This window comes from Henriciella aquimarina (assembly GCF_002088975.1).
GTDB lineage: Bacteria > Pseudomonadota > Alphaproteobacteria > Caulobacterales > Hyphomonadaceae > Henriciella > Henriciella aquimarina.
In genome coordinates this window covers 12,038-32,515 of the sequence record NZ_NCST01000120.1, presented here as the reverse complement: position 1 = coordinate 32,515, position 20,478 = coordinate 12,038, and the positions used below count along the sequence as shown (strand labels likewise).

General features: G+C 61.4%; 20 protein-coding genes and 3 tRNA genes. 18 read left to right on the top strand and 5 right to left on the bottom strand.

All coding sequences use genetic code 11. From position 1 onward, the window contains the following. The 7 genes from tuf to acs all read left to right on the top strand — a co-directional run bounded on the left by tuf (window position 1) and on the right by acs (window position 7,696). On the top strand, window positions 1–1,191 hold the full coding sequence (gene tuf / locus B8784_RS19115; RefSeq protein ID WP_084398400.1) for an elongation factor Tu: 1,191 nt from the start codon (window positions 1–3) through the stop codon (window positions 1,189–1,191). A 154-nt stretch (window positions 1,192–1,345) separates the two neighbouring features. Beyond that, window positions 1,346–2,095, top strand: a complete 750-nt coding sequence (locus B8784_RS19110; RefSeq protein ID WP_084399632.1) for a sulfotransferase family protein — start codon at window positions 1,346–1,348, stop codon at window positions 2,093–2,095. A 78-nt stretch (window positions 2,096–2,173) separates the two neighbouring features. Continuing rightward, window positions 2,174–2,249: transfer RNA gene (locus tag B8784_RS19105), tRNA-Trp, on the top strand. A 99-nt stretch (window positions 2,250–2,348) separates the two neighbouring features. Next, window positions 2,349–2,762: a hypothetical protein gene (locus B8784_RS19100; protein ID WP_084399631.1), complete on the top strand. Its 414-nt coding sequence runs from the start codon at window positions 2,349–2,351 to the stop codon at window positions 2,760–2,762. A gap of 78 nt (window positions 2,763–2,840) precedes the next feature. Further along, complete coding sequence (locus tag B8784_RS19095) at window positions 2,841–4,769, top strand: copper resistance system multicopper oxidase (RefSeq protein ID WP_084399629.1); 1,929 nt, start codon at window positions 2,841–2,843, stop codon at window positions 4,767–4,769. Continuing rightward, entirely contained in the window at window positions 4,766–5,566 is an 801-nt protein-coding gene (locus B8784_RS19090) for a copper resistance protein B (RefSeq protein ID WP_233356246.1), read from the top strand. Before B8784_RS19095 ends, B8784_RS19090 begins: the two co-directional genes overlap by 4 nt. 180 nt (window positions 5,567–5,746) lie before the next feature. Continuing rightward, window positions 5,747–7,696 (top strand): acetate--CoA ligase, encoded by a 1,950-nt coding sequence (acs, locus tag B8784_RS19085; protein WP_084399636.1) that lies wholly within the window; start codon window positions 5,747–5,749, stop codon window positions 7,694–7,696. 98 nt (window positions 7,697–7,794) lie between these two features. Here the strand turns inward: acs and B8784_RS21705 are convergent, their stop codons facing one another. Next, entirely contained in the window at window positions 7,795–7,938 is a 144-nt protein-coding gene (locus B8784_RS21705) for a hypothetical protein (RefSeq protein WP_158085752.1), read from the bottom strand. 152 nt (window positions 7,939–8,090) lie between these two features. On the opposite strand from B8784_RS21705, the gene B8784_RS19075 reads away from it, so the two are divergent. Next, a complete protein-coding gene (locus B8784_RS19075; protein ID WP_084399626.1) occupies window positions 8,091–8,483 on the top strand; it encodes an Hpt domain-containing protein in 393 nt (130 codons plus the stop codon). On the opposite strand, the gene B8784_RS19070 is transcribed toward B8784_RS19075, so the two are convergent. From B8784_RS19070 to B8784_RS19060, 3 genes are all read right to left on the bottom strand, one after another. After that, entirely contained in the window at window positions 8,432–8,776 is a 345-nt protein-coding gene (locus tag B8784_RS19070) for a chorismate mutase (protein WP_084399624.1), read from the bottom strand. The genes B8784_RS19075 and B8784_RS19070 overlap by 52 nt on opposite strands. A 141-nt stretch (window positions 8,777–8,917) precedes the next feature. Beyond that, entirely contained in the window at window positions 8,918–10,699 is a 1,782-nt protein-coding gene (gene sppA / locus B8784_RS19065) for a signal peptide peptidase SppA (RefSeq protein WP_143435631.1), read from the bottom strand. 123 nt (window positions 10,700–10,822) lie between these two features. After that, a tRNA-Pro gene (locus tag B8784_RS19060) sits at window positions 10,823–10,899 on the bottom strand. 147 nt (window positions 10,900–11,046) lie between these two features. On the opposite strand from B8784_RS19060, the gene B8784_RS19055 reads away from it, so the two are divergent. The 10 genes from B8784_RS19055 (at window position 11,047) to B8784_RS19005 (ending at window position 19,699) form a co-directional block, all read left to right on the top strand. Beyond that, window positions 11,047–11,121 (top strand) — tRNA-Gln (locus B8784_RS19055). Between the two features lie 501 nt (window positions 11,122–11,622). Then, window positions 11,623–12,402, top strand: coding sequence for a DUF3450 domain-containing protein (locus B8784_RS19045; RefSeq protein WP_084399620.1), 780 nt, complete (start codon window positions 11,623–11,625; stop codon window positions 12,400–12,402). 31 nt (window positions 12,403–12,433) lie between these two features. Next, a complete protein-coding gene (locus B8784_RS19040; protein ID WP_084399618.1) occupies window positions 12,434–13,834 on the top strand; it encodes a MotA/TolQ/ExbB proton channel family protein in 1,401 nt (466 codons plus the stop codon). Between the two features lie 30 nt (window positions 13,835–13,864). After that, window positions 13,865–14,380 carry a MotA/TolQ/ExbB proton channel family protein gene (locus B8784_RS19035; protein ID WP_084399616.1) on the top strand — a complete coding sequence of 172 codons (516 nt, stop codon included), beginning with the start codon at window positions 13,865–13,867 and terminating at the stop codon, window positions 14,378–14,380. Next, window positions 14,380–14,787, top strand: coding sequence for an ExbD/TolR family protein (locus B8784_RS19030; protein ID WP_084399614.1), 408 nt, complete (start codon window positions 14,380–14,382; stop codon window positions 14,785–14,787). Before B8784_RS19035 ends, B8784_RS19030 begins: the two co-directional genes overlap by 1 nt. Before the next feature lie 9 nt (window positions 14,788–14,796). Further along, window positions 14,797–15,213, top strand: a complete 417-nt coding sequence (locus B8784_RS19025; protein ID WP_084399613.1) for an ExbD/TolR family protein — start codon at window positions 14,797–14,799, stop codon at window positions 15,211–15,213. 9 nt (window positions 15,214–15,222) lie between these two features. Continuing rightward, window positions 15,223–15,849 carry an energy transducer TonB gene (locus B8784_RS19020; RefSeq protein WP_084399611.1) on the top strand — a complete coding sequence of 209 codons (627 nt, stop codon included), beginning with the start codon at window positions 15,223–15,225 and terminating at the stop codon, window positions 15,847–15,849. Between the two features lie 212 nt (window positions 15,850–16,061). Further along, window positions 16,062–16,685 (top strand): energy transducer TonB, encoded by a 624-nt coding sequence (locus B8784_RS19015; RefSeq protein WP_084399609.1) that lies wholly within the window; start codon window positions 16,062–16,064, stop codon window positions 16,683–16,685. A 196-nt stretch (window positions 16,686–16,881) separates the two neighbouring features. Then, window positions 16,882–18,273 carry a tetratricopeptide repeat protein gene (locus tag B8784_RS19010; RefSeq protein ID WP_233356245.1) on the top strand — a complete coding sequence of 464 codons (1,392 nt, stop codon included), beginning with the start codon at window positions 16,882–16,884 and terminating at the stop codon, window positions 18,271–18,273. A gap of 136 nt (window positions 18,274–18,409) precedes the next feature. Next, entirely contained in the window at window positions 18,410–19,699 is a 1,290-nt protein-coding gene (locus B8784_RS19005) for a cystathionine gamma-synthase family protein (protein ID WP_084399605.1), read from the top strand. Here the strand turns inward: B8784_RS19005 and B8784_RS19000 are convergent. After that, complete coding sequence (locus tag B8784_RS19000) at window positions 19,696–20,445, bottom strand: DUF481 domain-containing protein (protein WP_084399603.1); 750 nt, start codon at window positions 20,443–20,445, stop codon at window positions 19,696–19,698. The genes B8784_RS19005 and B8784_RS19000 overlap by 4 nt on opposite strands. Window positions 20,446–20,478: the final 33 nt, after the last annotated feature.

Below are 20,478 nucleotides of genomic sequence, written 5' to 3'. Positions count from 1 at the left end.
ATGGCCAAGGCAAAGTTTGAGCGGAGCAAGCCGCACGTAAACATTGGTACGATTGGACACGTTGACCACGGCAAGACGACGCTGACGGCGGCGATCACGCTGGTGCTTCACGAGAGCTGGGGCGGTGAGTCGAAGTCGTATGAGGACATCGACAACGCGCCGGAAGAGAAGGCACGCGGGATCACGATCAACACCGCGCACGTGGAGTATGAGACCGAAGCGCGCCACTATGCGCACGTCGACTGCCCGGGCCACGCCGACTATGTGAAGAACATGATCACGGGTGCCGCGCAGATGGATGGGGCGATCCTGGTTGTGAACGCGGCTGACGGCCCGATGCCGCAGACGCGCGAGCACCTTCTGCTGGCGCGCCAGGTTGGCGTTCCGGCGATCGTGGTGTTCCTGAACAAGGTCGACCAGGTCGACGATCCGGAGCTTCTGGAACTGGTCGAGATGGAAGTCCGCGAGCTGCTCAACGAGTACGACTTCCCGGGCGACGAGATCCCGATCATTGCCGGGTCTGCGCTGGCGGCGGTCGAAGGCCGTGACGAGGAGATCGGCAAGAACAAGGTCCTGGAGCTGATGGCGGCTGTGGATGAGTACATCCCGACCCCTGAGCGTCCGCTGGACAAGCCGTTCCTGATGCCGGTGGAAGACGTGTTCTCCATTTCGGGCCGCGGGACGGTTGTGACGGGCCGCGTCGAGACGGGCATCATCAAGGTTGGTGACGAAGTCGAGATCGTGGGTATCCGCGACACGCAGAAGACGACGGTGACGGGCGTGGAAATGTTCCGCAAGCTGCTCGACCAGGGTCAGGCCGGCGACAATATCGGCGCGCTGATCCGCGGCATCGACCGTGAAGGCGTGGAGCGCGGCCAGGTTCTCTGCAAGCCGGGTTCGATCACGCCGCACGCGAAGTTCGAGGCCGAGGCCTACATCCTGACGAAGGAAGAGGGTGGCCGTCACACGCCGTTCTTCACGAACTATCGTCCGCAATTCTACTTCCGGACGACGGACGTGACGGGTGTTGTCACGCTTCCGGCGGACAAGGAAATGGTTCTTCCGGGCGACAACGTCAAAATGGACGTCGAGCTGATCACGCCGATCGCGATGGACCAGGGCCTGCGCTTCGCCATCCGCGAAGGCGGCCGTACCGTCGGCGCCGGCGTCGTCTCGGCGGTGAAAGAGTAAGACAAGGCACTGAGGGCGCACCCCGCCCTCAAGCCAGATCCATCCCACTAGCGGGGATCCATCAGACAAAAGGCCGTTCCTCCGGGAACGGCCTTTTTTGTTGTGCGCTTAATCGGCTTCTGTTGTGACTGGTCAGGCAGAGACAGGGCATATCTTGGGACGGCGTATCGATTTCATGATTGGCGGGGTCCAGAAGGGCGGCACGACGTCGCTCGATGCCTACCTGCGCCAGCACCCCGGAATTGCCATGGCGAAGAAGAAAGAGGTGCACTTCTTCGACAAACGGCCGCGAACCTATATCCGCCCGTTCGACTACTGGCTCTATCACCGTCAGTTCCGGTGGGAGGAACAGGCGAGCGGCGCGAAACTGGGAGAGGCGACCCCGATCCTGACCTGGTGGGCCGGGGCGCTGGAGCGGCTGTGGCTCTACAACCCCGACATCAGGATCATCACCCTGCTGCGCGACCCGGTCCAGCGGGCCTGGTCGCATTATCGCATGGACCAGTCGCTCGAGCGTGAAGCCGAGACCTTTTCCCGGGTCATCCGCACCGAATGCGAACGGGCCCGCCGGGCCTTGCCGCGCCAGGATCGCGTGCGCTCGAAGGTCGCGCGGGGCTTCTATGCGCACCAGCTGCGGAACCTGAAACGTCTCTTTCCGGAAGAGCAGCTTCTCTTCCTGCGAAGCGAGGACCTCTTCGCGGCGCCGCAGGCCGAACTCGACAAGGTAACCGACTTTCTGGGCGTGGAGCGCTTTGCTTTCGAAAAGGAACCGCAGCACAACAGCGCTCCGGCTTTTAGCGAAATGGCGCCGGAGGACCGCCGCTTTCTGGAAGATGCCTACCGGTTCGATGCGCAGGAGACCCGCCGGCTGCTTGGCTGGGAAAAGGAGCCGTGGAGCATCTAGGTCAGGCCCATGCTGCAGTATGGCACGTGGAGGCTGTTGCGCTTTGACGTACAATCAGGCATTACGGCGCTTCGCCGGACGGGTATAGCTCAGCTGGTAGAGCAGCGGTCTCCAAAACCGCAGGTCGTGGGTTCGAGTCCTACTGCCCGTGCCAGGCGAATTTCTCTTCTTTTCCCGCTTAGCCGATTTCTTTCATGCCCAGCGCAATGGTCGCATTGCGCCTGCGTGCAGACACGCTATTTTCGGTGTCATCATGATGCAGGCTCTTCGCGTCTTCCTTGCCAGCTGTCTGGCCGCGCTGATCTCGGCGGGGCTGATCGGCTGCACGGTGTTTTCGGGCGCCGCCGCCGCACAGCCTGCCGCCGATGCTGGCATGGTGATGCACGCTCATGGCGACATGCACGACATGGCCGGGCCGCATGCCGGCCACCACGACCCGGCCGACACCTCATCCTGCGAAGACTGTAACCAGTCCCTGCTGCACCGTGTGGTGACCGCGCCGGACAAGCCGGTTCTGACCGACAGTATGCCGGCCCCCTTTATTGTCCCGCAGGCGCTGCGGCTCGATCCGGTCATCTTGCCGGCCCGCATGGCCTGGCCGCCGGGGCCGACGGCGCCGCTCAGGCCACTGACGCTGACGCATCAGAAAATCAGTCTGCTCATTTGATCCGGTAAAAACGGCCCCGCAAAGGCGCGGGTGAGACCTTTTTCCTGTTCAAAATCAGACTGAAAGACTGACAATTCCATGTTCAACAGACGACACGTGCTGCGCGCCGGCTTCGGCGGGGCAGCCGCCCTCGGTGCCGCGGGCCTGCTCCCGGCCTGGGCGCGAACCGCTTCGGATGGCAATCTTGGCCTGCCGACGCTTACCGGCACCACCTTCAATCTCGATGTCGGCGAATTCCCGGTGCGGATCGGCGGCAAGGCCGGACGCGCGGTCGGCGTGAATGGCACGCTGCCGGCGCCGCTCCTGCGCTTCCGCGAAGGCGAGGAAATTACGCTGAATGTCACCAACCGGCTGAAAAGCGATACCTCCATCCACTGGCACGGCCTCCTCGTGCCGTTTCACATGGACGGTGTGCCGGGCGTCTCCTTTCCGGGCATCGCGCCGGGGGAGACCTTCCGCTACAAGTTTGCCGTGCCGCAATCGGGCACCTACTGGTACCACTCTCACTCGGGCCTGCAGGAGCAGCAGGGCCATTACGGGCCCCTCGTCATTGATCCGGCCGGAACAGACCCGGTCGACTATGACCGTGAATATGTGCTCGTCCTGTCGGACTGGAGTTTCGAGTCCCCGTACCGGATCTTCGACAAGCTGAAGGCCTCGGCCGAGACCTATAACTTCAACCAGCGCACGCTGGGCGATTTCTTCGCGGATGCCGGGAAAGACGGCTTCGATGCGGCGCTTGCCGACCGGGCCATGTGGGGCGGCATGCGGATGAGCCCGCGTGACCTCGCCGATGTGACCGGGGCGACCTACACCTATCTCATCAATGGCCATTCGACGCGCGACAACTGGAACGGTATTTTCCGGCCGGGTGAGCGGGTGCGCCTGCGCATCATCAATGCCTCGGCCATGACGATCTTCAATTTCCGTCTGCCCGGCCTGCCGATGACGGTCGTCGCCTCCGATGGGCTGAATGTGCAGCCGGTCGAGACCGACGAGTTCCAGATCGGGGTGGCGGAAACCTATGACGTCATCGTCCAGCCGGACGCCGAGAAGGCCTATGCGGTCGTCGCCGAGTCGATCGACCGGTCCGGCCAGGCGGTCGCTACGCTTGGTCCCAGGCCAGGCATGCGGGCCGAGGCGCCGGCCATGCGGCCCGTGCCGACGCTGACCATGAAGGACATGGCGATGGACCATGGCAGCCACGGCATGAGCGAGATGGAGCCGGCTGCGGGGGCTGACGCTGACATGTCCCAATCTTCCCACCAGATGGGCCATGACGCGCATGCCGGACATGACATGGCGGGCATGCACCATGAGATGGGCCACGACATGTCCGGCATGAGTGACAGGGGCACGATGGACGCGGCGGTCTCGCATGACCATCCCGGCGGGCCGGGCGTTGCCAATATGGCGATGATGCCGGTCAGCCGTCTGGATGAGCCCGGCCTTGGGCTCGATAATGTCGATCATCGGGTGCTCACCTATGCCGACCTTCGCGCGCTCGAGCGCAATCCGGACCGGCGACCGCCCGACCGGGAGATCGAGCTTCACCTGACCTCCAACATGCACCGCTATATGTGGTCGTTCGATGGGGTGAAGTTTTCCGAGGTCACCGACTCCATTCACCTGAAAGAGGGCGAGCGGGTCCGCTTCAAACTCGTCAACGACACGATGATGCCGCACCCGATCCACCTGCACGGCATGTTCTTCGATCTCGAAAACGGCGGCGGGGACCACCTTCCGCGCAAGCATACCGTGATCGTCAAACCGGGAGAGAAACTGGCCTGGATTGTCTCGGCCGAACATGTCGGCGACTGGGCGTTCCACTGCCACCTTCTCTACCACATGCATGCCGGGATGATGCGGGTGGTCTCGATCCTGCCGCAAGGCGCGGCAGACCAGACCCCGCATGAAGGGCATCACGACATGTCCATGGACGCGCCCATGTCCGGCGAGGCCGGCTCCGACATGCCGCATCACGACAATCATGGAGGCCACCATTGAAACAGGCCGTGACACTTCGTGCGCTCGCCCTCGCGATGGGCGCGCTTTCTCTCATACCCGCCGCTCTTGCAGAAGAGGACGAAAAACCCTGGTCGATGGCAGACGAGGTCTGGGGCGAGGCGGCCATGAATGCCTCGCGCAAGGCCGTTGTCGACAATCATGGCGGCACGCCCACCAGCTATTTCCAGGCGGAGCGTTTCGAGCTGCAAGCCTTCGATGATGAAGACGTGTTGCTGCTCGATGGCAATGCCTGGTTTGGCAATGACGAAAACAAGCTCTGGCTCAAGACCGAGCTCGAATATCTTCCCGATGAGGGGGAGTTCGAGGAGGCAGAAGTCCAGGCGCTCTGGTCGCATGCCATTTCGCCTTACTTCGATTTCCAGGCAGGCCTTCGTCAGGACTTCGAGCCGGAAGGGCGAACCCATCTGGTCGCCGGCTTCCAGGGGCTGGCCCCGTATCTGTTCGAGACGGACACGGCGGCCTTCCTCTCCGACGATGGCGATCTCACTGCCCGGGCCGAAGTGGAGTATGAGCTGCTTCTGAGCCAGCGGCTCATCCTGCAGCCGCGTGCCGAACTCGGCTTTTCGGCCCAGGACATCCCGGAGCTGGAAACCGGATCCGGGGTCACAAGCCTCGATGCGGGTCTGCGTCTTCGCTACGAGATCAAGCGCGAATTCGCGCCCTATATCGGTGTCGAGTGGCAGAAGCGGTTCGGCGATACGGCGGACTATATCGAAGCCGCCGGGGGCGCCAGTGAAGGCACCGCCTTCGTGATCGGCCTAAGGGCCTGGTACTGACCTCTCAGCGGGAGCCGGGTGTCTCCAGAGACCCGGCTCCTGTCCCTTCGATTGTGCCGCCTGATGTCGCGTCCGGGCCGAGCGTCTATTGCACTTTGCCGCAGGTCTTCACAAACGTGGTCCGGGTGGTCATGTTGGGCGGAATATTCAGTCTTGTATTTCGAAGGAGAGGCGCCGCGCATGAGCGATCACCAGTTAACCTATCCCGTCCCGGAAGCCTTCGCTGAAAAGGCGAACCTGACCCCGGAGAAGTATCGGGAAATGTATGCCCGCTCCATCGACGATCCGGAGGGCTTCTGGCGCGAACATGGCCAGCGCATCAAGTGGATGACCCCGTTCACGCAGGTCAAGGATGTCTCCTGGGACAAGGACAACCTTCATGTGCGCTGGTTCGGCGACGGGACGCTGAATGTCACCGAAAGCTGCCTTGATCGCCAGCTTGAGACGCGCGCCGACAAACCGGCCATCGTCTGGGAAGGCGATGAGCCCGAAGACAGCCATACGCTGACCTATCGCCAGCTCTATCATGCCGTCTGCCGCTTCTCGAACGTGCTCAAGGATATGGGCGTGAAGAAGGGCGACCGGGTCACGCTCTATATGCCGATGATCCCGGAAGCGGCCATGGCGATGCTGGCCTGCGCACGCATCGGGGCGATTCACTCGGTTGTCTTTGGCGGCTTCTCGCCGGAAGCGCTCGCCGGACGGATCACCGATTGTGAATCGAAATTCGTTGTGACCGCCGATGAGGGCGTGCGCGGCGGGCGGACTATCCCGCTCAAGGCCAATACCGACAAGGCCTGCGATCTTGCCGAGGGCATGGTCGAGAAGGTCCTGGTCGTGCGCCGCACGGATGGCGACGTCGACATGAAAGAGGGCCGTGACTACTGGCTCCACGAGGTCGGCGCCGATGTGCCGAACACCTGCGACCCGGAACCGATGAATGCGGAAGACCCGCTTTTCATCCTCTATACGTCCGGTTCGACCGGCAAGCCGAAAGGCGTCCTCCACACCTGTGGCGGGTATCTCGTCTGGGCCTCGATGACGCATGAATATGTCTTCGACCTGAAAGAGGACGACGTCTTCTGGTGCTCGGCCGATGTCGGCTGGGTGACCGGCCACACCTATATCGTCTACGGCCCGCTCGCGAACGGTGCGACCAGCGTGATGTTCGAGGGCGTGCCGACCTATCCGGATGCCTCGCGCTTCTGGGAGGTCTGCGACAAGCACAATGTCAGCATCTTCTACACGGCCCCGACCGCCATTCGCGCCCTGATGCGCCAGGGCTCCGAACCGGTCGAGAAGACGAGCCGGAAAAGCCTGCGCCTGCTCGGCACGGTGGGTGAGCCGATCAACCCCGAAGCCTGGGAATGGTATTTCCACACGGTCGGGGATGCGCGCTGCCCGATTGTCGATACCTGGTGGCAGACCGAGACGGGCGGCACCATGATCGTGCCGCTCCCGGGCACGACGCCGATGAAGCCGGGCGCGGGCTCGCATCCCTTCTTCGGGATCAAGCCGGCGCTTGTCGATGCCGATGGTAATGTCCTGGAAGGGGCGACCGACGGCAATCTCATCATCACCGAGAGCTGGCCCGGCCAGATGCGCACCGTCTATGGCGACCATCAGCGCTTCGTGGACACCTATTTCTCGGCCTATCCGGGCAATTATTTCACGGGCGATGGCTGTCTGCGGGATGAAGACGGCTTCTACTGGATTACCGGCCGGGTGGACGATGTGATCAATGTCTCCGGCCACCGTATGGGCACCGCCGAAGTGGAAAGCGCACTCGTCTCCCACGATGCGGTCGCCGAAGCCGCCGTCGTCGGCTATCCGCACGACATCAAGGGGCAGGGCATCTATGCCTATGTCACCCCTGTCGAAGGCGTCGATGCGGACGAGCAGCTCAAGAAAAACCTGATTGAGCATGTGCGCTACGAGATCGGCCCGATTGCCAGCCCGGATCTGATCCAGTTCGCCCCGGGCCTGCCCAAGACCCGGTCCGGCAAGATCATGCGCCGCATCCTGCGCAAGATCGCCGAAAACAGCTTCGATAATCTCGGCGACACCTCGACGCTTGCCGAGCCGGAAGTGGTCGATCAGCTGATCGAAGGGCGCCAGAACAAGGGGTAGGGCCAAGGCCCTGGCCCCTTGCCTCATATGGCAAAAGAAAAGCGCGAGCCTTGAGGGGCTCGCGCTTTTTTATTGGCAATTGTCTGAGCGGGACGGCGCTAGCCGATCATCGCTGTCTGGCTGTGAGACGGTTGAACCGGTTCAGCCTGTTGCTGGTTATCGGCAGGCTCGACGGCAACGCCAAGCCAGCTGACCAGGATAGCGACGAAAAAATCCCGAAGCGCGACAAGAACAGCAATCATGTCGGGTCCCCTATTGAAATTCGATAAGGCTCTATACGCCTGATCGCTCTCGAAAGCAATTGGCTTTGCAGGCCCCATGAGCCGGCAATGTTTAACAACGCGGCAATCTATTTCAGGCAGGCAGGCGCAGTGTAGCAGAAAGAGCCGCGCCCATGAGCCAGTCTGAAAGAATTGACCTCGATCTCGATCATCTCCTGTCGATGACGGGCGGCGATCCGGATCTGGCCGAGGAAGTGCTCGATATCTTCCGTCACCAGGTCGAGATCTGGGCGCGTATGCTTGATTCGCGCGCGCCGGCCGAGCAATGGGCCGATGCGGCCCATACGCTGAAGGGCGCTGCGCTCAGCATTGGTGCGGCCGAGCTTGCCGAAAGCTGCCAGAAGGCCGAAAGGGCCGGGCGCGACTTGCCGCCGAGCCAGGCCGGGGCGGCCTTGCTGCTCAATGAGGTGAAGGATCTGATCGCATCGACGCTGGAGGCGTGCGGCCGGGCGAGCTATGCCTTGTCGCGGCCGGGCTTGAGAGCGTCGAACGCCTCGAACTCGTAGGCAATGCTGCGATCGATCAGGGTGCGCCAGACAGGCTCGGCAATGGCCGGCGAGAGGCCTTGCCGCTGGGCCTCTGCGACAACCTTGGCGACGACATCCTCGATTCGCGCGCGGTCATGAACGGCGCCGCGGCTGCCCTTGATACGGGCGGCGGCGTCCATGAAGGACTGGCGTTCTTCGAGAAGTTTCACCAAGGCGCGGTCCAGCCGGTCTATCTCGTGGCGGACATCGGCCATGGTCTCGGCAGATTCGGCGGTATGGCGACGGGTATCGGGATCGGCCGTATCGGTCATGATGGCTCCGGGCTATTCGGTCCTGTGCCGCTCGTATAGCGCGATGACGTCACTGGGAAAGGTGTGTCTGACAGCCCCGAAGGCAAGCTGGCCGGACGTCACCGCCCGGCCAGGCAAGAACAGGCAGCCAATCCGGCGTGCTTATTTCTCGATCAGCATCGGGCCGCGGGCCTGGACCGGAGAGCGGTCGAGTGCGGTGCCTTGCTCGATCAGGGCCTGAATGCGCTTGTCGTCCAGAAGCGCGGCTGCGCGGGCGAGCGTCTGCAGATCGTCCGTCGAGGCTTCGGCCATCGGGCCGAAGCCCGGAATGCCGCTTTCGGCCATGGGGTAGAAGACAAGGCGCGTCTCTTCGTCGGCCTCGATACCGGCCATGTCACGTGCCTTTCCAATGGCCTCGATAAAGCCGCCGATTTCGTCGACAAGTCCGACATCGAGCGCATCCTCACCCGACCAGACCCGGCCTCGGGCGATGGACTGGACTTCCTGCACGCTCATGCCGCGGCCTTCGGCGACAAGCCCGATGAAGCGGTTATAGCCGCGCTCCAGCCAGGCATGCAGCATTTCCCGCTGGGTTTCGGTGAAGGCATCGATGGTTGTCATGGCGCCGGCAAACGGGCCGCCCACCGAAATCTCTTCGGTGTTCACCCCGATCTGGCGCAGGCCGTCGGCAATGGCGAGCTTGCCGCCAAAGATGCCGATGGAGCCGGTAATGGTCGAACGGCTGGCCATGATCCAGTCCGCCCCGGTCGAGACGTAATAGCCCCCGGAGGCGGCGACCGAGCCCATCGAGACGACGACCGGCTTGCCCATTTCCTTGACGCGCTCGACAGCCCGCCAGACCTGGTCGGACGCGACAGGCGAGCCGCCGGGGCTGTCGACCCGGAAGACAATCGCCTTTACGCGGTCGTTGCGTCCGGCTTCAAGCAGGGCGCCGGCGATGGAATCAGAGGCAAAGTCGGCCGTCGTGGCAAAGAAGTCGCCACTGGGGCCGCCGGTCACGATGGCGCCTTCACCGCCGACAATGGCGATGGCCGGCGTGCCGAGCGGGGCCGATGGCGGCGTATAGGAGAGGACGTCGACCAGTTCCGTGTCGTCGCCGCCCCGTTCCTTGACCTCATCCATGACATCTTCCGGCCAGCCGAGCTTGTCGGCGAGGCCGGTCTCGATCAGCCGGTCGGGGCTGAGCGGGCCGGAGGTGAGGGCCGAGCGCGTTGCGTCCAGCTCAAGCCCGCGGTCGGCCGCGATGTCCTCAAGCGAGGCATTCCAGACCGATTCCGCAAGGGCCGTCATCGCTTCGCGGTGAGGCTCGGTATAACCGGTCTCCTTATAGACGTTGGGCGCGTTCTTGTATTCGTAGAATTGTTCGATCTGGGCAGAGACGTGCAGCTTGTCGAGCAGGCCCTTGAAGAACATGGTCTCGAAGGTCACGCCGCCGGGAAGGAAGTCGCCGCCGGGCTGGACCACGATCTCGTCTGCTGCCGCAATGGAGCGCATGGCCGAGGGGCCGCCGCCATAGGTGCCCTGCGAGTGGACAACCACGAACTTGCCCGAAGCCCGCAGCCGCTTGATGGCGCCTCTCAACTCTTCGGCGCGCGAGGAGCCGACGGAAAATTCGCTGGAGCGGATGAAAAGGCCTTTGACGCGGTCATCCGTGCGCGCGGCATCCAGGCGGTTCAGGACATTCACGAACCCCTTCTGCCCGAACAGGGCGGCAAGGCCCTGGGTTGCGGGCTGGTCACTGATGTCCTGCCGGAGGTCGAGGCTCAGCACCATCGAATCGGGGTTCTTGTTTCCGCCCGCGAGAGAGGAGGTCGCCGTATTCACCATGCCGCCGATCACCATGGAGGCAATGAAGAACAGAAGTACCGCGCCGAGTAGGGTGCCCAGAATGGCGCCGCCGAGGGCTGTAAAAAACGTCTTCAAGGGGGATAGGCCTCCAAACCGTCCGATTTATCAAATAACGATATGAAGCTTATCGAATGAAAGTAAAGACCGGATGTGTGTAACACGCCGGTTTTCACGGGATATGCGGGGAAGGGGAGAGAATGGTCGGAACAGGAGGATTCGAACCTCCGACCCCCGCCTCCCGAAGACGGTGCTCTACCAGGCTGAGCTATGTTCCGAGCCAGAGCGGGCGCCTATATCTTACCGACTGGCGGCTGGCAAGCGGGGGGAGTCAATCTTGTGCATATGCAATGCGTCTGTGTTTGGCGCAGATGGGGAGTTGCAACCGGCAACCGGATTGAGTATGTCCCGGCCTTCTTCACTGTTGGGGTATCGCCAAGTGGTAAGGCATCGGTTTTTGGTACCGACATTCCCAGGTTCGAATCCTGGTACCCCAGCCATTCATTTCTGACATTCAGTCCATAAGGCTGGCGCATACCACGGGCGCTGCAGCCGCCCGTACAGGGCGCGCGCGGCGGTTGTCGGCGGCGGCTGCCTCACATTCGGGCAGTTCCTACACAGTAACCACCAAATAATTGTATTTAGGGCGCTTACTGTGATGCGTGATTGTGCTTGCGCTTCAATCCGGTAAGTTTTTTATACGGAATTCGAGCGCCCATTGATCCGCGAGGTTGCTATTGCTAGCGTCCCGCGCGATGGTCGCTTCGGCGGCCTCAGGCTCTTGCCGGATTCTGTAGAACAGAGAGTGCGACCGAGCACTCCGGAACATTATGGGGAGGCTGTGGGTGTCTACTCTCATCCGCCTCCACGACTGCTGGCCTGTGTGTTTGGCCAAATATATTTAGAGAGTGGCGGTCAGCCGATTTCAGGGGGCAGGACCGCATTGGAGTTTCACCGTGCAGACCGATGCACGACCATTCGGAGAGTGAGAGGCAAACCTCATGAGAAAAGTACTGACACCGGCGCGGGGTGCCATGATGGCGGCACTTGTGGCTGGCCTGGCCATGCCCGCCGTGGCGCAAAGCCAGCTGCGCCAGGCGCTGGAAACCGGGGAACAGGCAACCCGCGAAGCCGAACAAGTACAGGAGCGGATCAACCAGCTTGATGACCAGCGCTCCGACATGGTCAGCGAGTTCCGGACCCTTCTGCAGCGTACCCAAGCTGCGCAGCTTTACGCGCGCCAGCAGGAGAAGGTCGTGGAAAGCCAACGCCGCGAACTTGAATCGCTGCAAAGCCAGCTTGAGCGCGTTGACGAAATCACCGCCCAGACCACGCCGATGCTGATCGACATGATCAGCGACCTCGAAGCGTTCGTTAAGGCCGATCTTCCCTTCAAGCTCGAAGAGCGTACCGAGTCGATCAACAGCCTTCGCGCCGCCATGGAGAACCCGCAGGTTCCGATCGTCGAGCAATATCGTCTGATCATTGAGGCTTATAAGCGCGAGATGGAATATGGCCGCACGGTCAGCACCTGGCCGGCCGAGATCGACATCGAAGGCAAGCCGGTCATGGTCGACATGTTCCTCTACGGCCGTGTCGCCCTGGTCTACCTGTCGCCGGACCGCAAGTACGCCGCACGCTATGACCGCGCCAGCGCGTCCTGGGTGCCGGTGGCGAGCAAGTTCAAGGAAGATATCGCCGAGGCCATCAAGGTTGCCAAGGGTACAACGACTCCGAAAGTTCTGTACGCGCCGGCGACCCGCCTTGATGTCGAATCCTAAGAGCGCCTAGAGATCCAGAGGATTATTTGAGATGAAAACGATCACTAAAACTCTGCAGGCCCTTGGCGCCACGGCGCTCTTCATGGGATCTGCAACAGTCTTTTCCGCCCCTGCCATCGCACAGGACGTGTCGCTGAGCGACATTCTGCGCCGCGTGCAGCAGGACTCCCAGCAAATGTCGGCTGAAGACCAGCGCCGGCTTCAGGAATTCCGCCAGCAGACCGCTGAGCAGGAGCGCCTGATGCAGGAAGCCCGGTCTGACCTGAACGCCGCCGAAGCTCGCGGCCGTCAGCTGTCGGCCGAGTTCGACGAGAACGAGCGTCGTCTGGGCGAACTTTCCGCCGAGCTGGAAACGCAGGCCGGCGACTTTGGCGAACTGCTCGGTCAGTTCCGCAGCGCGGCTGGCGAGACCATGCCGATCATTCGCGAGTCGCTTTCGAACTATGAGTATAGCGGCCGGGCCGAAAAGCTCGCCGAAGTCTCCGAAGCCCGTTCGCTTCCGACCCGCGAAGACCTTGATGCGCTGCCGAAGGCAATGCTTCAGGAAATGATCGCCCAGTCGGAAGTGAAGAGCTTCACGGCCGATGTTGCCGGTGCAGGTCCGGAAGGCGAAGTCGTCAATACCGACCTGATGCGCGTGGGTATCTTCACCGCCGCCACGACGGACGATGCCCGTTTCGTCGAGGTTATCACCGAGAATACTGACGAGCCGTATCTTCGCGTTCTCAAGGCCCAGCCGGGTGGCGACTTCACATCGGCCATGCGCAGTCTGATCAATGCCGGCGAAGGCGAAGTTGTCATCACCCCGGTCGACCCGACCAAGGGTGACCTGTTCGCCGTGCAGGGCGAAATGCCGACACTTGAACAACGGATCGCCCAGGGCGGTGTCGTGGGTGCCGTCATTCTCACCCTGCTCGCCATCGGCGCAGCCTTCGCGATCTTCAAGATCGTGACCCTGTTCCTGATGAGCAGCGCCATGCGCAAGACGGCCAAAACCCGTCAGGCCGGAACCGGCAACCCGCTGGCCCGTGTCTTCGAGGCTTATGAGACCAACAAGCAGCAGGACCTTGAGAGCCTTGAGCTCAAGCTCGACGAGCAGATCCTGCGCGAAACGCCGAAAATCGAGCGCTTCAACGACATCGTCAAAGTGCTGGCGGCCGTTGCTCCGCTGCTCGGTCTGCTCGGTACGGTTATCGGTATGATCATCACCTTCACCGCCATCACCAACTTCGGTGCCGGCGATCCGAAGCTGATGGCTGGCGGTATTTCCGTCGCCCTGATGACTACGGTGCTCGGTCTTGTCGCGGCCATTCCGCTGCTCCTGCTGCACGCCGTCGCGGCCTCCCTGGCCCGTGGCAACCAGCAGATCCTCGATGAGCAAGCTGCAGGTCTCGTTGCCGAGCGTGCAGAGTCCAACACGGGAACGGCGTAAGCGCCGTTCCCTCCTTCGGGAGGTGCTATAATGGACCTTGGACTAAACGATCTTGAGGCCTTCCTGGCCCGGGGTGGACCGGTCCTGCTCATCATCATGGTGGCCACATTCATCATGTGGGCCCTGATTCTGGAGCGCCTGTTCTATTTCCGCTTTGCCCACAAGGCTGTCGCCGACGAGGCCATTGCGGAATGGAATGCGCGGTCGGACCGCAAGTCCGTGCTGGCGCACTGGGTTCGCGACAAGCTGATTTCGGAAGTCCGCGCGAAAGCGGAAGCCAATGTCAGCATGACCAAGGCCATGGTGGCGCTCGCGCCACTGCTTGGCCTGCTCGGGACGGTGACCGGCATGGTAACCGTGTTCGATGTCATGGCGATCACTGACGGGGCCGATGCGAAAGCCATGTCAGGCGGTGTGTCGCGTGCGACCATTCCGACCATGGCAGGCATGGTGGCGTCGATTTCCGGGATCATCTTTACCTCGGGCATGGACAACAAGGTGAACCGCCTGGTTCAGCGTGTCGAAGACGAGATGGAGGTGTCCTGATGAGAGGACGGCAACACAAGCAGCCTGAAGAGGCGAGTGTCGATCTTACACCGATGCTGGATGTGGTGTTCATTCTCCTCATCTTCTTCATCGTGACCTCGACATTCATCCAGGAGCAGGCCCTCGGACTTGAGCCGCCGCCGCCACCGTCGCCGGACAATCCCGACCAGAAGCAGGATGCAATCCTGGTTTATGTCGGGGCTGACAATCTGATCACAGTGAATGGACGGTTTACCGACATCACGGGTGTTCGGGCGAACATGGAGCGTCTGCGGGCCGAGAACCCGGAAAGCGCCCTGATCATTCAGGCGCACCCGCAGGCCCGGACCGGCACAATCGTGAAAATCCGTGACGAGGCGTATAACGCCAAGATGGAACGGGTGAACATCGTGCAGAGTGAACAATAGGAGGCGCCCATGGCACGCAGAAAGAGAATGCTCGCCTCGGACAGCACCGGGGAGGATGATGTCAACCTCACCCCGATGCTCGACGTCGTGTTCATCCTGCTCATCTTCTTCATCGTGACGGCTCAGTTCATCAAGGAGCCGGGCGTGGACATCAGTCGTACGCAGACCGACAATCTGGAAAAACAGAACCCGCTCGGTATCCTGATTGCGATCGATGACAACAGCGACATCTATATCGACAAGGAGAAGGTGACGCTGCAGGAAGTCGGCTTCCGTATTCGCGAACTTCGCGAGGACAATCCGAAAGGCCGTCTGGTTCTCCAGGCCGACCAGGATTCGGAAGCAGGGGTGCTGATCTCATTGCTCGAGACGATCAACAAGGAAGATGGGTTGACCCAGGTTCCAGTGTCGGTTGAGCAGGAATAGGAGTGAGCTATGTTTAGCAATCCGATTGTCCGCCTGGTCATAGGCATCCCGCTCGCTGCGGTGGTCGTCTATCTTCTGTTCACGTTCATGTACAGCATGATCAATCAGGAGTACGAGCAACCGGAAAACGTCGAGCAGCGTGTGCTCGAACGGATTACTCCGGCCCAGGAAGATAGCGAAGTCCGGACCCGCTCGCGCAACAAGGCCCAGCGGATCGAGTCCGCTGACAAGCCGCCGCCACCGCCAAAGATGTCGGCCAGCAAGTCCGATATCGACCTGCCGACCCCGAACATCCAGGGCTCGGCGCCAACGGAGCTGAATGTCCAGCGTCTCGATTCGCTTGCCATTGATCCGGTTGCGATTTCCGACCGCGACGCTCAGCCGATCCGTCCGCCGGTGCCGACCTATCCGTCGCGCGCAGCCGAGCGCGGTATTGAAGGCAGCTGCGATGTCCGCTTCGACGTGGACACGCGTGGCCGGCCCTACAATATCGAGGCGAGCTGCAGCGACAGCATCTTCAAGCGTGAAGCCGAGCGGGCCGTGAGCCGCGTGGAGTTTGCGCCGAAGATTGTTCGCGGGCAGCCGGCCGAACGGCGGAATGTGGTCTATCCGATCGAGTTCCAGCTCGGCGACTAGATCCGCTTCCAGACATGTTTTCGAGAAGGGCCTCCCGGACGGGAGGCCCTTTTTTTGTCGCTTTCACAAAGCCAAGGCCGCGCTCATCCGGGCGCTTGCCCTTCTCATGGCGATAGGGGGCGCGCGGTCCGGTCCGGTAGAAGGGAGAAGCATTCAGATTGACGCAGGGGCAGCATGCGTGATATATTATAACAAAACATTGGGAGGAATGTATGCTTAACCACTCTTTTGCCCGTCTGGGCATCGGGCTTCCGCTCGCGGCGCTTGTCGTCCTGGCGCTCTTCGGTTTCATGCGCTCAATGATTGAGCAGACATTCAGTCTGCCGGCGCCTGACCCCCAGCGTGTTCTCGAGCGCATCGTGTTTAGCCATCCGGAAAGCGAAGACCCGAGGGTCAAAAGCCGCCAGCCAGAGAAGCTGGAGCTGGCTGATCAGCCACCACCGCCGCCAAAGGCGTCTGCGACACCGGGCGATGTCGATTTACCGGCCATCGCTGTCGGGCATGTGCCTGAGAACTTTCCGGTTGCGCGCGTGCTGCCGGTTCAGCCGGATACGGTGCTCTTCAATGAACGATCCGTCACGCCGGTCAGCCCGCCGGTGGCGTCCTATCCGTCTGACCTTGCAACACGCGGTGTGGAAGGACGCTGTGATGTACGCTTCGATGTCGATCCGCGCGGACGGCCTTTCAACGTCTCGGCGACATGCTCTCACCCAGGTTTCCGGCGAGAGGCCGAACGGGCGGTCGCTCGGGTCAATTTCGTGCCGGAACTGCACAATGGACAGCCTGTATCGCGCCGGAATGTGGTCTTTCCGATAGAATTCAGGCTTGATGAATAAGGATGTACTGAATCGCGGTTGAAAGCGTTGACGAGGCGCTTTCTACCGCTCATACCTTTAGTGAATTTAACGCGATGACGCGCCGTGCGATAGAACACAAGAATGCGGCAGGATCTCGTGACCGGAGCCGGATTGGCGTTCAGGGCCAATCCGACATCAACGTTATCCGCCTGTACGGCGAAAGGAGTGAGACACCATGGGATTTAGAGCGATCTTGAAAGGCGCAGTTGTGGTTGGCGCCGTCTCGTGCATGGGTGCCGGGGCTGCCGTCGCGCAGGGCGCACAGTGTGAAGCCACCGAATTCAGTTCAAAGCCGGGCGAGATCTATCTCAAGGCTGAAACCGAGCTTCTCCAGAATGACAATGCGCAGGCGGCCCTGCAGCAGCTTCGCAAGCTCGAAGCCATGGACCTCAACTGTTATGAACAGGGCGCTGTGCTGAAACTGGGCGCGGCCATCAAGATCGAGGCCGGTGATTATGCCGGCGCCGTTCAGGATCTCGAGGGCGCGATCAATCAGGGCTACATTCCCGACAGCGAGAAATCGAAGACCTATTACAACATTTTCCAGATCTATCTGAGCCAGAACAATCTGGAGAAGGCGCTGGATTATGCCGACAAGTGGATGAGCTCCGGTGGTGATCCGGACCGCGATGACATGTGGCGCCTGGCGGTGGTCAACCAGAAGCTCGAGAACAATCAGGAAGCCCTGAAATGGGCCGAGCGTGTTTTCGAGATTGATGGCGACGGTGCTGAGCGCGAAGTCTATGACTTCCTGATCTATCTTTATGACGCGACGGGCCAGCGGGCCAAGAAGGCGGCGCTCCTTGAGAAGCTGCTGGCGCGCAACCCGAACGAGCGCAAGCTCTGGGATGCCATTGCCGGTGACTATTTCGCCGCCAATGAAGAGCGCAAGGCGTTCGAGGTTCAGAAGGCCATGTATCTCGGCGGCATCCTCCAGAAGGAAGACGAGCTGATGCGGGTTGTGAACTTCTACAACCGGTTCAACGTCCCGTACCACGCCGCCCAGATCCTCGAGAAGGAAATGAATGCCGGCCGCATCACCAAGAACTATGAGCGGATGGAGCTGCTGGCGAACCTTTACCAGGTCTCACGCGAGTTCGACAAAGCGATCCCGGTGATCGAGCAGGCCGCCGAAATGTCCGACAGCGGCGCCATGTATGAGCGTCTTGGCCGTTCCTATGCCGAGCTGCAGGAATGGGCGAAGGCCGAAGACGCGCTGATCAAGGCGATCAACAAGGGTGGCATCAAGGACCGTGGCCTTGCCTGGGTTCTGGTCGGCCAGTCCCGCTATGAGCGCGATGACCGGGAAGGTGCCAGCGAGGCGTTCCGCAATGCGAACAATCGCGGCGGCCGCGGCTGGCTGCAATTCATGGAATCCGAAGAGCGCACAGAAGCGGCGCTTGTCCGGTTTGAAGCCCAGAGCCTCGTTCAGGATACCCTCAACGAGAAGAAGCGTTGCGATCAGCTTGAAGTGCTCGGTGAAGGCAATGCGCCGGAAGAGTGCGCGACGGTTGATGAGCGTCTGGCCGCGGCCCGCGAAGAGTTCGAGAAACTCGGCGGCAGCTGATCGGCTGACATTCAGACAAGAGACGAATGAACCCCGGCCGCGTGCCGGGGTTTTTCATTGGTACCGTTGGCGCACGGTTGCCTGTGTGACGAAAAATGGTTCCAATTGAAACTTCTCTGAAGGAAAGGACGGTCAGATGAGCAAACCAGACAAGCCCTATCGCAAGCGCAAGATTGGTGATCACGTCCTGCGACCCGAATCGCTGGTCATGGGCTACGGCTTCGATCCGGCCATGTCGGAAGGCTCAATCAAGCCGCCGATCTTCATGACGTCGACTTTCGCCTTCAAGTCTGCCCGCGATGGCGAAGCGCTGTTCCGTCAGCTCGCCGGCAAGCGCGAGGAGGGCGACCCGGAAGAAGCGGACCTGATCTATACCCGCTTCAACAATCCGAATATGGAAGTCTTGGAAGACCGGCTGACCCTTTATGACGCCGGCGATCATGCGCTCGTCTTTTCCTCCGGCATGGGGGCGATCACGACTGCGCTGCTCGCCTGTGCCGGAGCCGGAACGAGCATTCTCCATTCCAGCCCGCTTTATGGCGGCACCGAAGTCTTCATGCGGACCTTCATGCCGGACTTTGGCGTGACCCCGTTCGAGATCGATGCCTGGGCAAGCGAGGAGCAGATCCTGGCAAAGGCGCGCGAAGCCGCCAAGGCAGGCCCACTCAGCGTGATCTTCACCGAGTCGCCGGCCAATCCGACCTGCGCGCTCGTCGACATCGAAGCCTGCAAGCGCGTTGCCGACACGATCGAGAAGGAGACCGGTCACCGCCCGCTCATCATGTGTGACAATACGATGATGGGCCCGATCGGCCACGTCCCCCTGAAGCACGGTGCCGATCTCGCCCTCTACTCGCTGACCAAATATATCGGCGGACACTCGGACCTTGTGGCCGGGGCGGCCATTGGCAGCCACGAGGTCATCACCAAGATCCGCCGAGTGCGCAACTATCTCGGCACGACGCTGGACGCCCATACATGCTGGCTCGTGACCCGCTCGCTGGAAACGGTGCGTCTGCGCATGGAGAAGGCGTTCGACAATGCCCGCATCTGTGCCGAATACCTCCGCGATCACCCGAAGATCGGGAAGATGATGTATCCGGCCTTCTTCGAGGAAGGCGACCCGCAGCGGAAGGTCTATGACGAGCAGTGCGAGGCGGCCGGCTCCACCTTTTCCTTCGATGTGAAGGGCGGCAAGGAAGCCGCGTTCCGCATGCTGGACAATCTGCAGCTCATCAAGCTCGCCGTCAGCCTTGGCGGCACGGAAAGCCTGATGTGCCATCCGGGCTCGACGACCCATTCCGGCGTCGATGAAGCGATCCGCAAGCGGATCGGCTTCACCGACGGCCTGGTGCGTTTTTCGGTCGGGATTGAAGCGCCTGAAGACCTGCTGGCAGACCTGGAACAGGCGCTGGAAGCGGTCTAGCCGCCAAACGAGTAGACGACGGATGCCTTTGTCGCGGTGTCCGTCGCCTCGAACCCGGCCGGCGGGTTGGTGTCATGGCGGACATCGACGGAGAACCGTGCCGACAGGGTGTCCGTCAGGGCGGCTGTAAGCGCAATGACATTGCCGATCTGCGTCGATTCCTGAGCGTAGATCACATTGGTGTCGTTGGTCAGTTTGACCGCATCGTTGAATTCGTAGGTGAAGGCCGAATTGCCGATGAAGGAGAGGGACTCCTCTGTCGTGGCGGGCCGGACGACGGGCGTTCCGTCGACGATGACGGTTGTGCGCTTCACCTCATCGACCTTGAGACCGGGACCGGCCTTGACCGACCAGAAAACAGGCTCCTCGTCAAAGATCGGATAGCCGAGACCGCCGCCGACGAACAGGCGGGAATCGAAGCCTGAGAACTGGTCTTGCTCATAGGAGCTGCGGACGAAGCCGAACAGTTTCTCGCCGACAAGGCGGTCGACTTCGCCGGCCACGAAGAAGCGGTTCTTCGTCTCCACCGAATCGGTTTCGCCATAGTCGACGGCGGCTTCCGTCATGACCGTCCAGGGGCCATCCTCGCGGGTGAGGTCGAGCCCCAGGCCGACGTCTGTGGTTTCAGTGTTCCCTGTTGTGTAGCCAGCACTGAAGGACCCTTCTCCCGTCCAGCCGTCATCGGCAAGGGCCGGAAGGCTTGCTGCAAGGCCCACAGATAGCAAAAGCGCAGCACGAATTGGCATAGTGGCAGTCTCCGATTCTGAGTGTTATGTCCT

Bases quoted from the DNA above. Each gene is read 5' to 3' on its own strand.
- B8784_RS19025 (WP_084399613.1), top strand. From the start codon at position 14,797: ATGGCACGCAGAAAGAGAATGCTCGCCTCGGACAGCACCGGGGAGGAT.
- B8784_RS19100 (WP_084399631.1), top strand. From the start codon at position 2,349: ATGATGCAGGCTCTTCGCGTCTTCCTTGCCAGCTGTCTGGCCGCGCTG.
- B8784_RS19045 (WP_084399620.1), top strand. From the start codon at position 11,623: ATGAGAAAAGTACTGACACCGGCGCGGGGTGCCATGATGGCGGCACTT.
- B8784_RS19070 (WP_084399624.1), bottom strand. From the start codon at position 8,776: ATGACCGATACGGCCGATCCCGATACCCGTCGCCATACCGCCGAATCT.
- B8784_RS19075 (WP_084399626.1), top strand. From the start codon at position 8,091: ATGAGCCAGTCTGAAAGAATTGACCTCGATCTCGATCATCTCCTGTCG.
- B8784_RS19020 (WP_084399611.1), top strand. From the start codon at position 15,223: ATGTTTAGCAATCCGATTGTCCGCCTGGTCATAGGCATCCCGCTCGCT.
- B8784_RS19010 (WP_233356245.1), top strand. From the start codon at position 16,882: ATGGGATTTAGAGCGATCTTGAAAGGCGCAGTTGTGGTTGGCGCCGTC.
- B8784_RS19030 (WP_084399614.1), top strand. From the start codon at position 14,380: ATGAGAGGACGGCAACACAAGCAGCCTGAAGAGGCGAGTGTCGATCTT.
- B8784_RS19035 (WP_084399616.1), top strand. From the start codon at position 13,865: ATGGACCTTGGACTAAACGATCTTGAGGCCTTCCTGGCCCGGGGTGGA.
- B8784_RS19005 (WP_084399605.1), top strand. From the start codon at position 18,410: ATGAGCAAACCAGACAAGCCCTATCGCAAGCGCAAGATTGGTGATCAC.
- B8784_RS19040 (WP_084399618.1), top strand. From the start codon at position 12,434: ATGAAAACGATCACTAAAACTCTGCAGGCCCTTGGCGCCACGGCGCTC.
- B8784_RS21705 (WP_158085752.1), bottom strand. From the start codon at position 7,938: ATGATTGCTGTTCTTGTCGCGCTTCGGGATTTTTTCGTCGCTATCCTG.
- tuf (WP_084398400.1), top strand. From the start codon at position 1: ATGGCCAAGGCAAAGTTTGAGCGGAGCAAGCCGCACGTAAACATTGGT.
- B8784_RS19015 (WP_084399609.1), top strand. From the start codon at position 16,062: ATGCTTAACCACTCTTTTGCCCGTCTGGGCATCGGGCTTCCGCTCGCG.
- B8784_RS19000 (WP_084399603.1), bottom strand. From the start codon at position 20,445: ATGCCAATTCGTGCTGCGCTTTTGCTATCTGTGGGCCTTGCAGCAAGC.
- acs (WP_084399636.1), top strand. From the start codon at position 5,747: ATGAGCGATCACCAGTTAACCTATCCCGTCCCGGAAGCCTTCGCTGAA.
- B8784_RS19095 (WP_084399629.1), top strand. From the start codon at position 2,841: ATGTTCAACAGACGACACGTGCTGCGCGCCGGCTTCGGCGGGGCAGCC.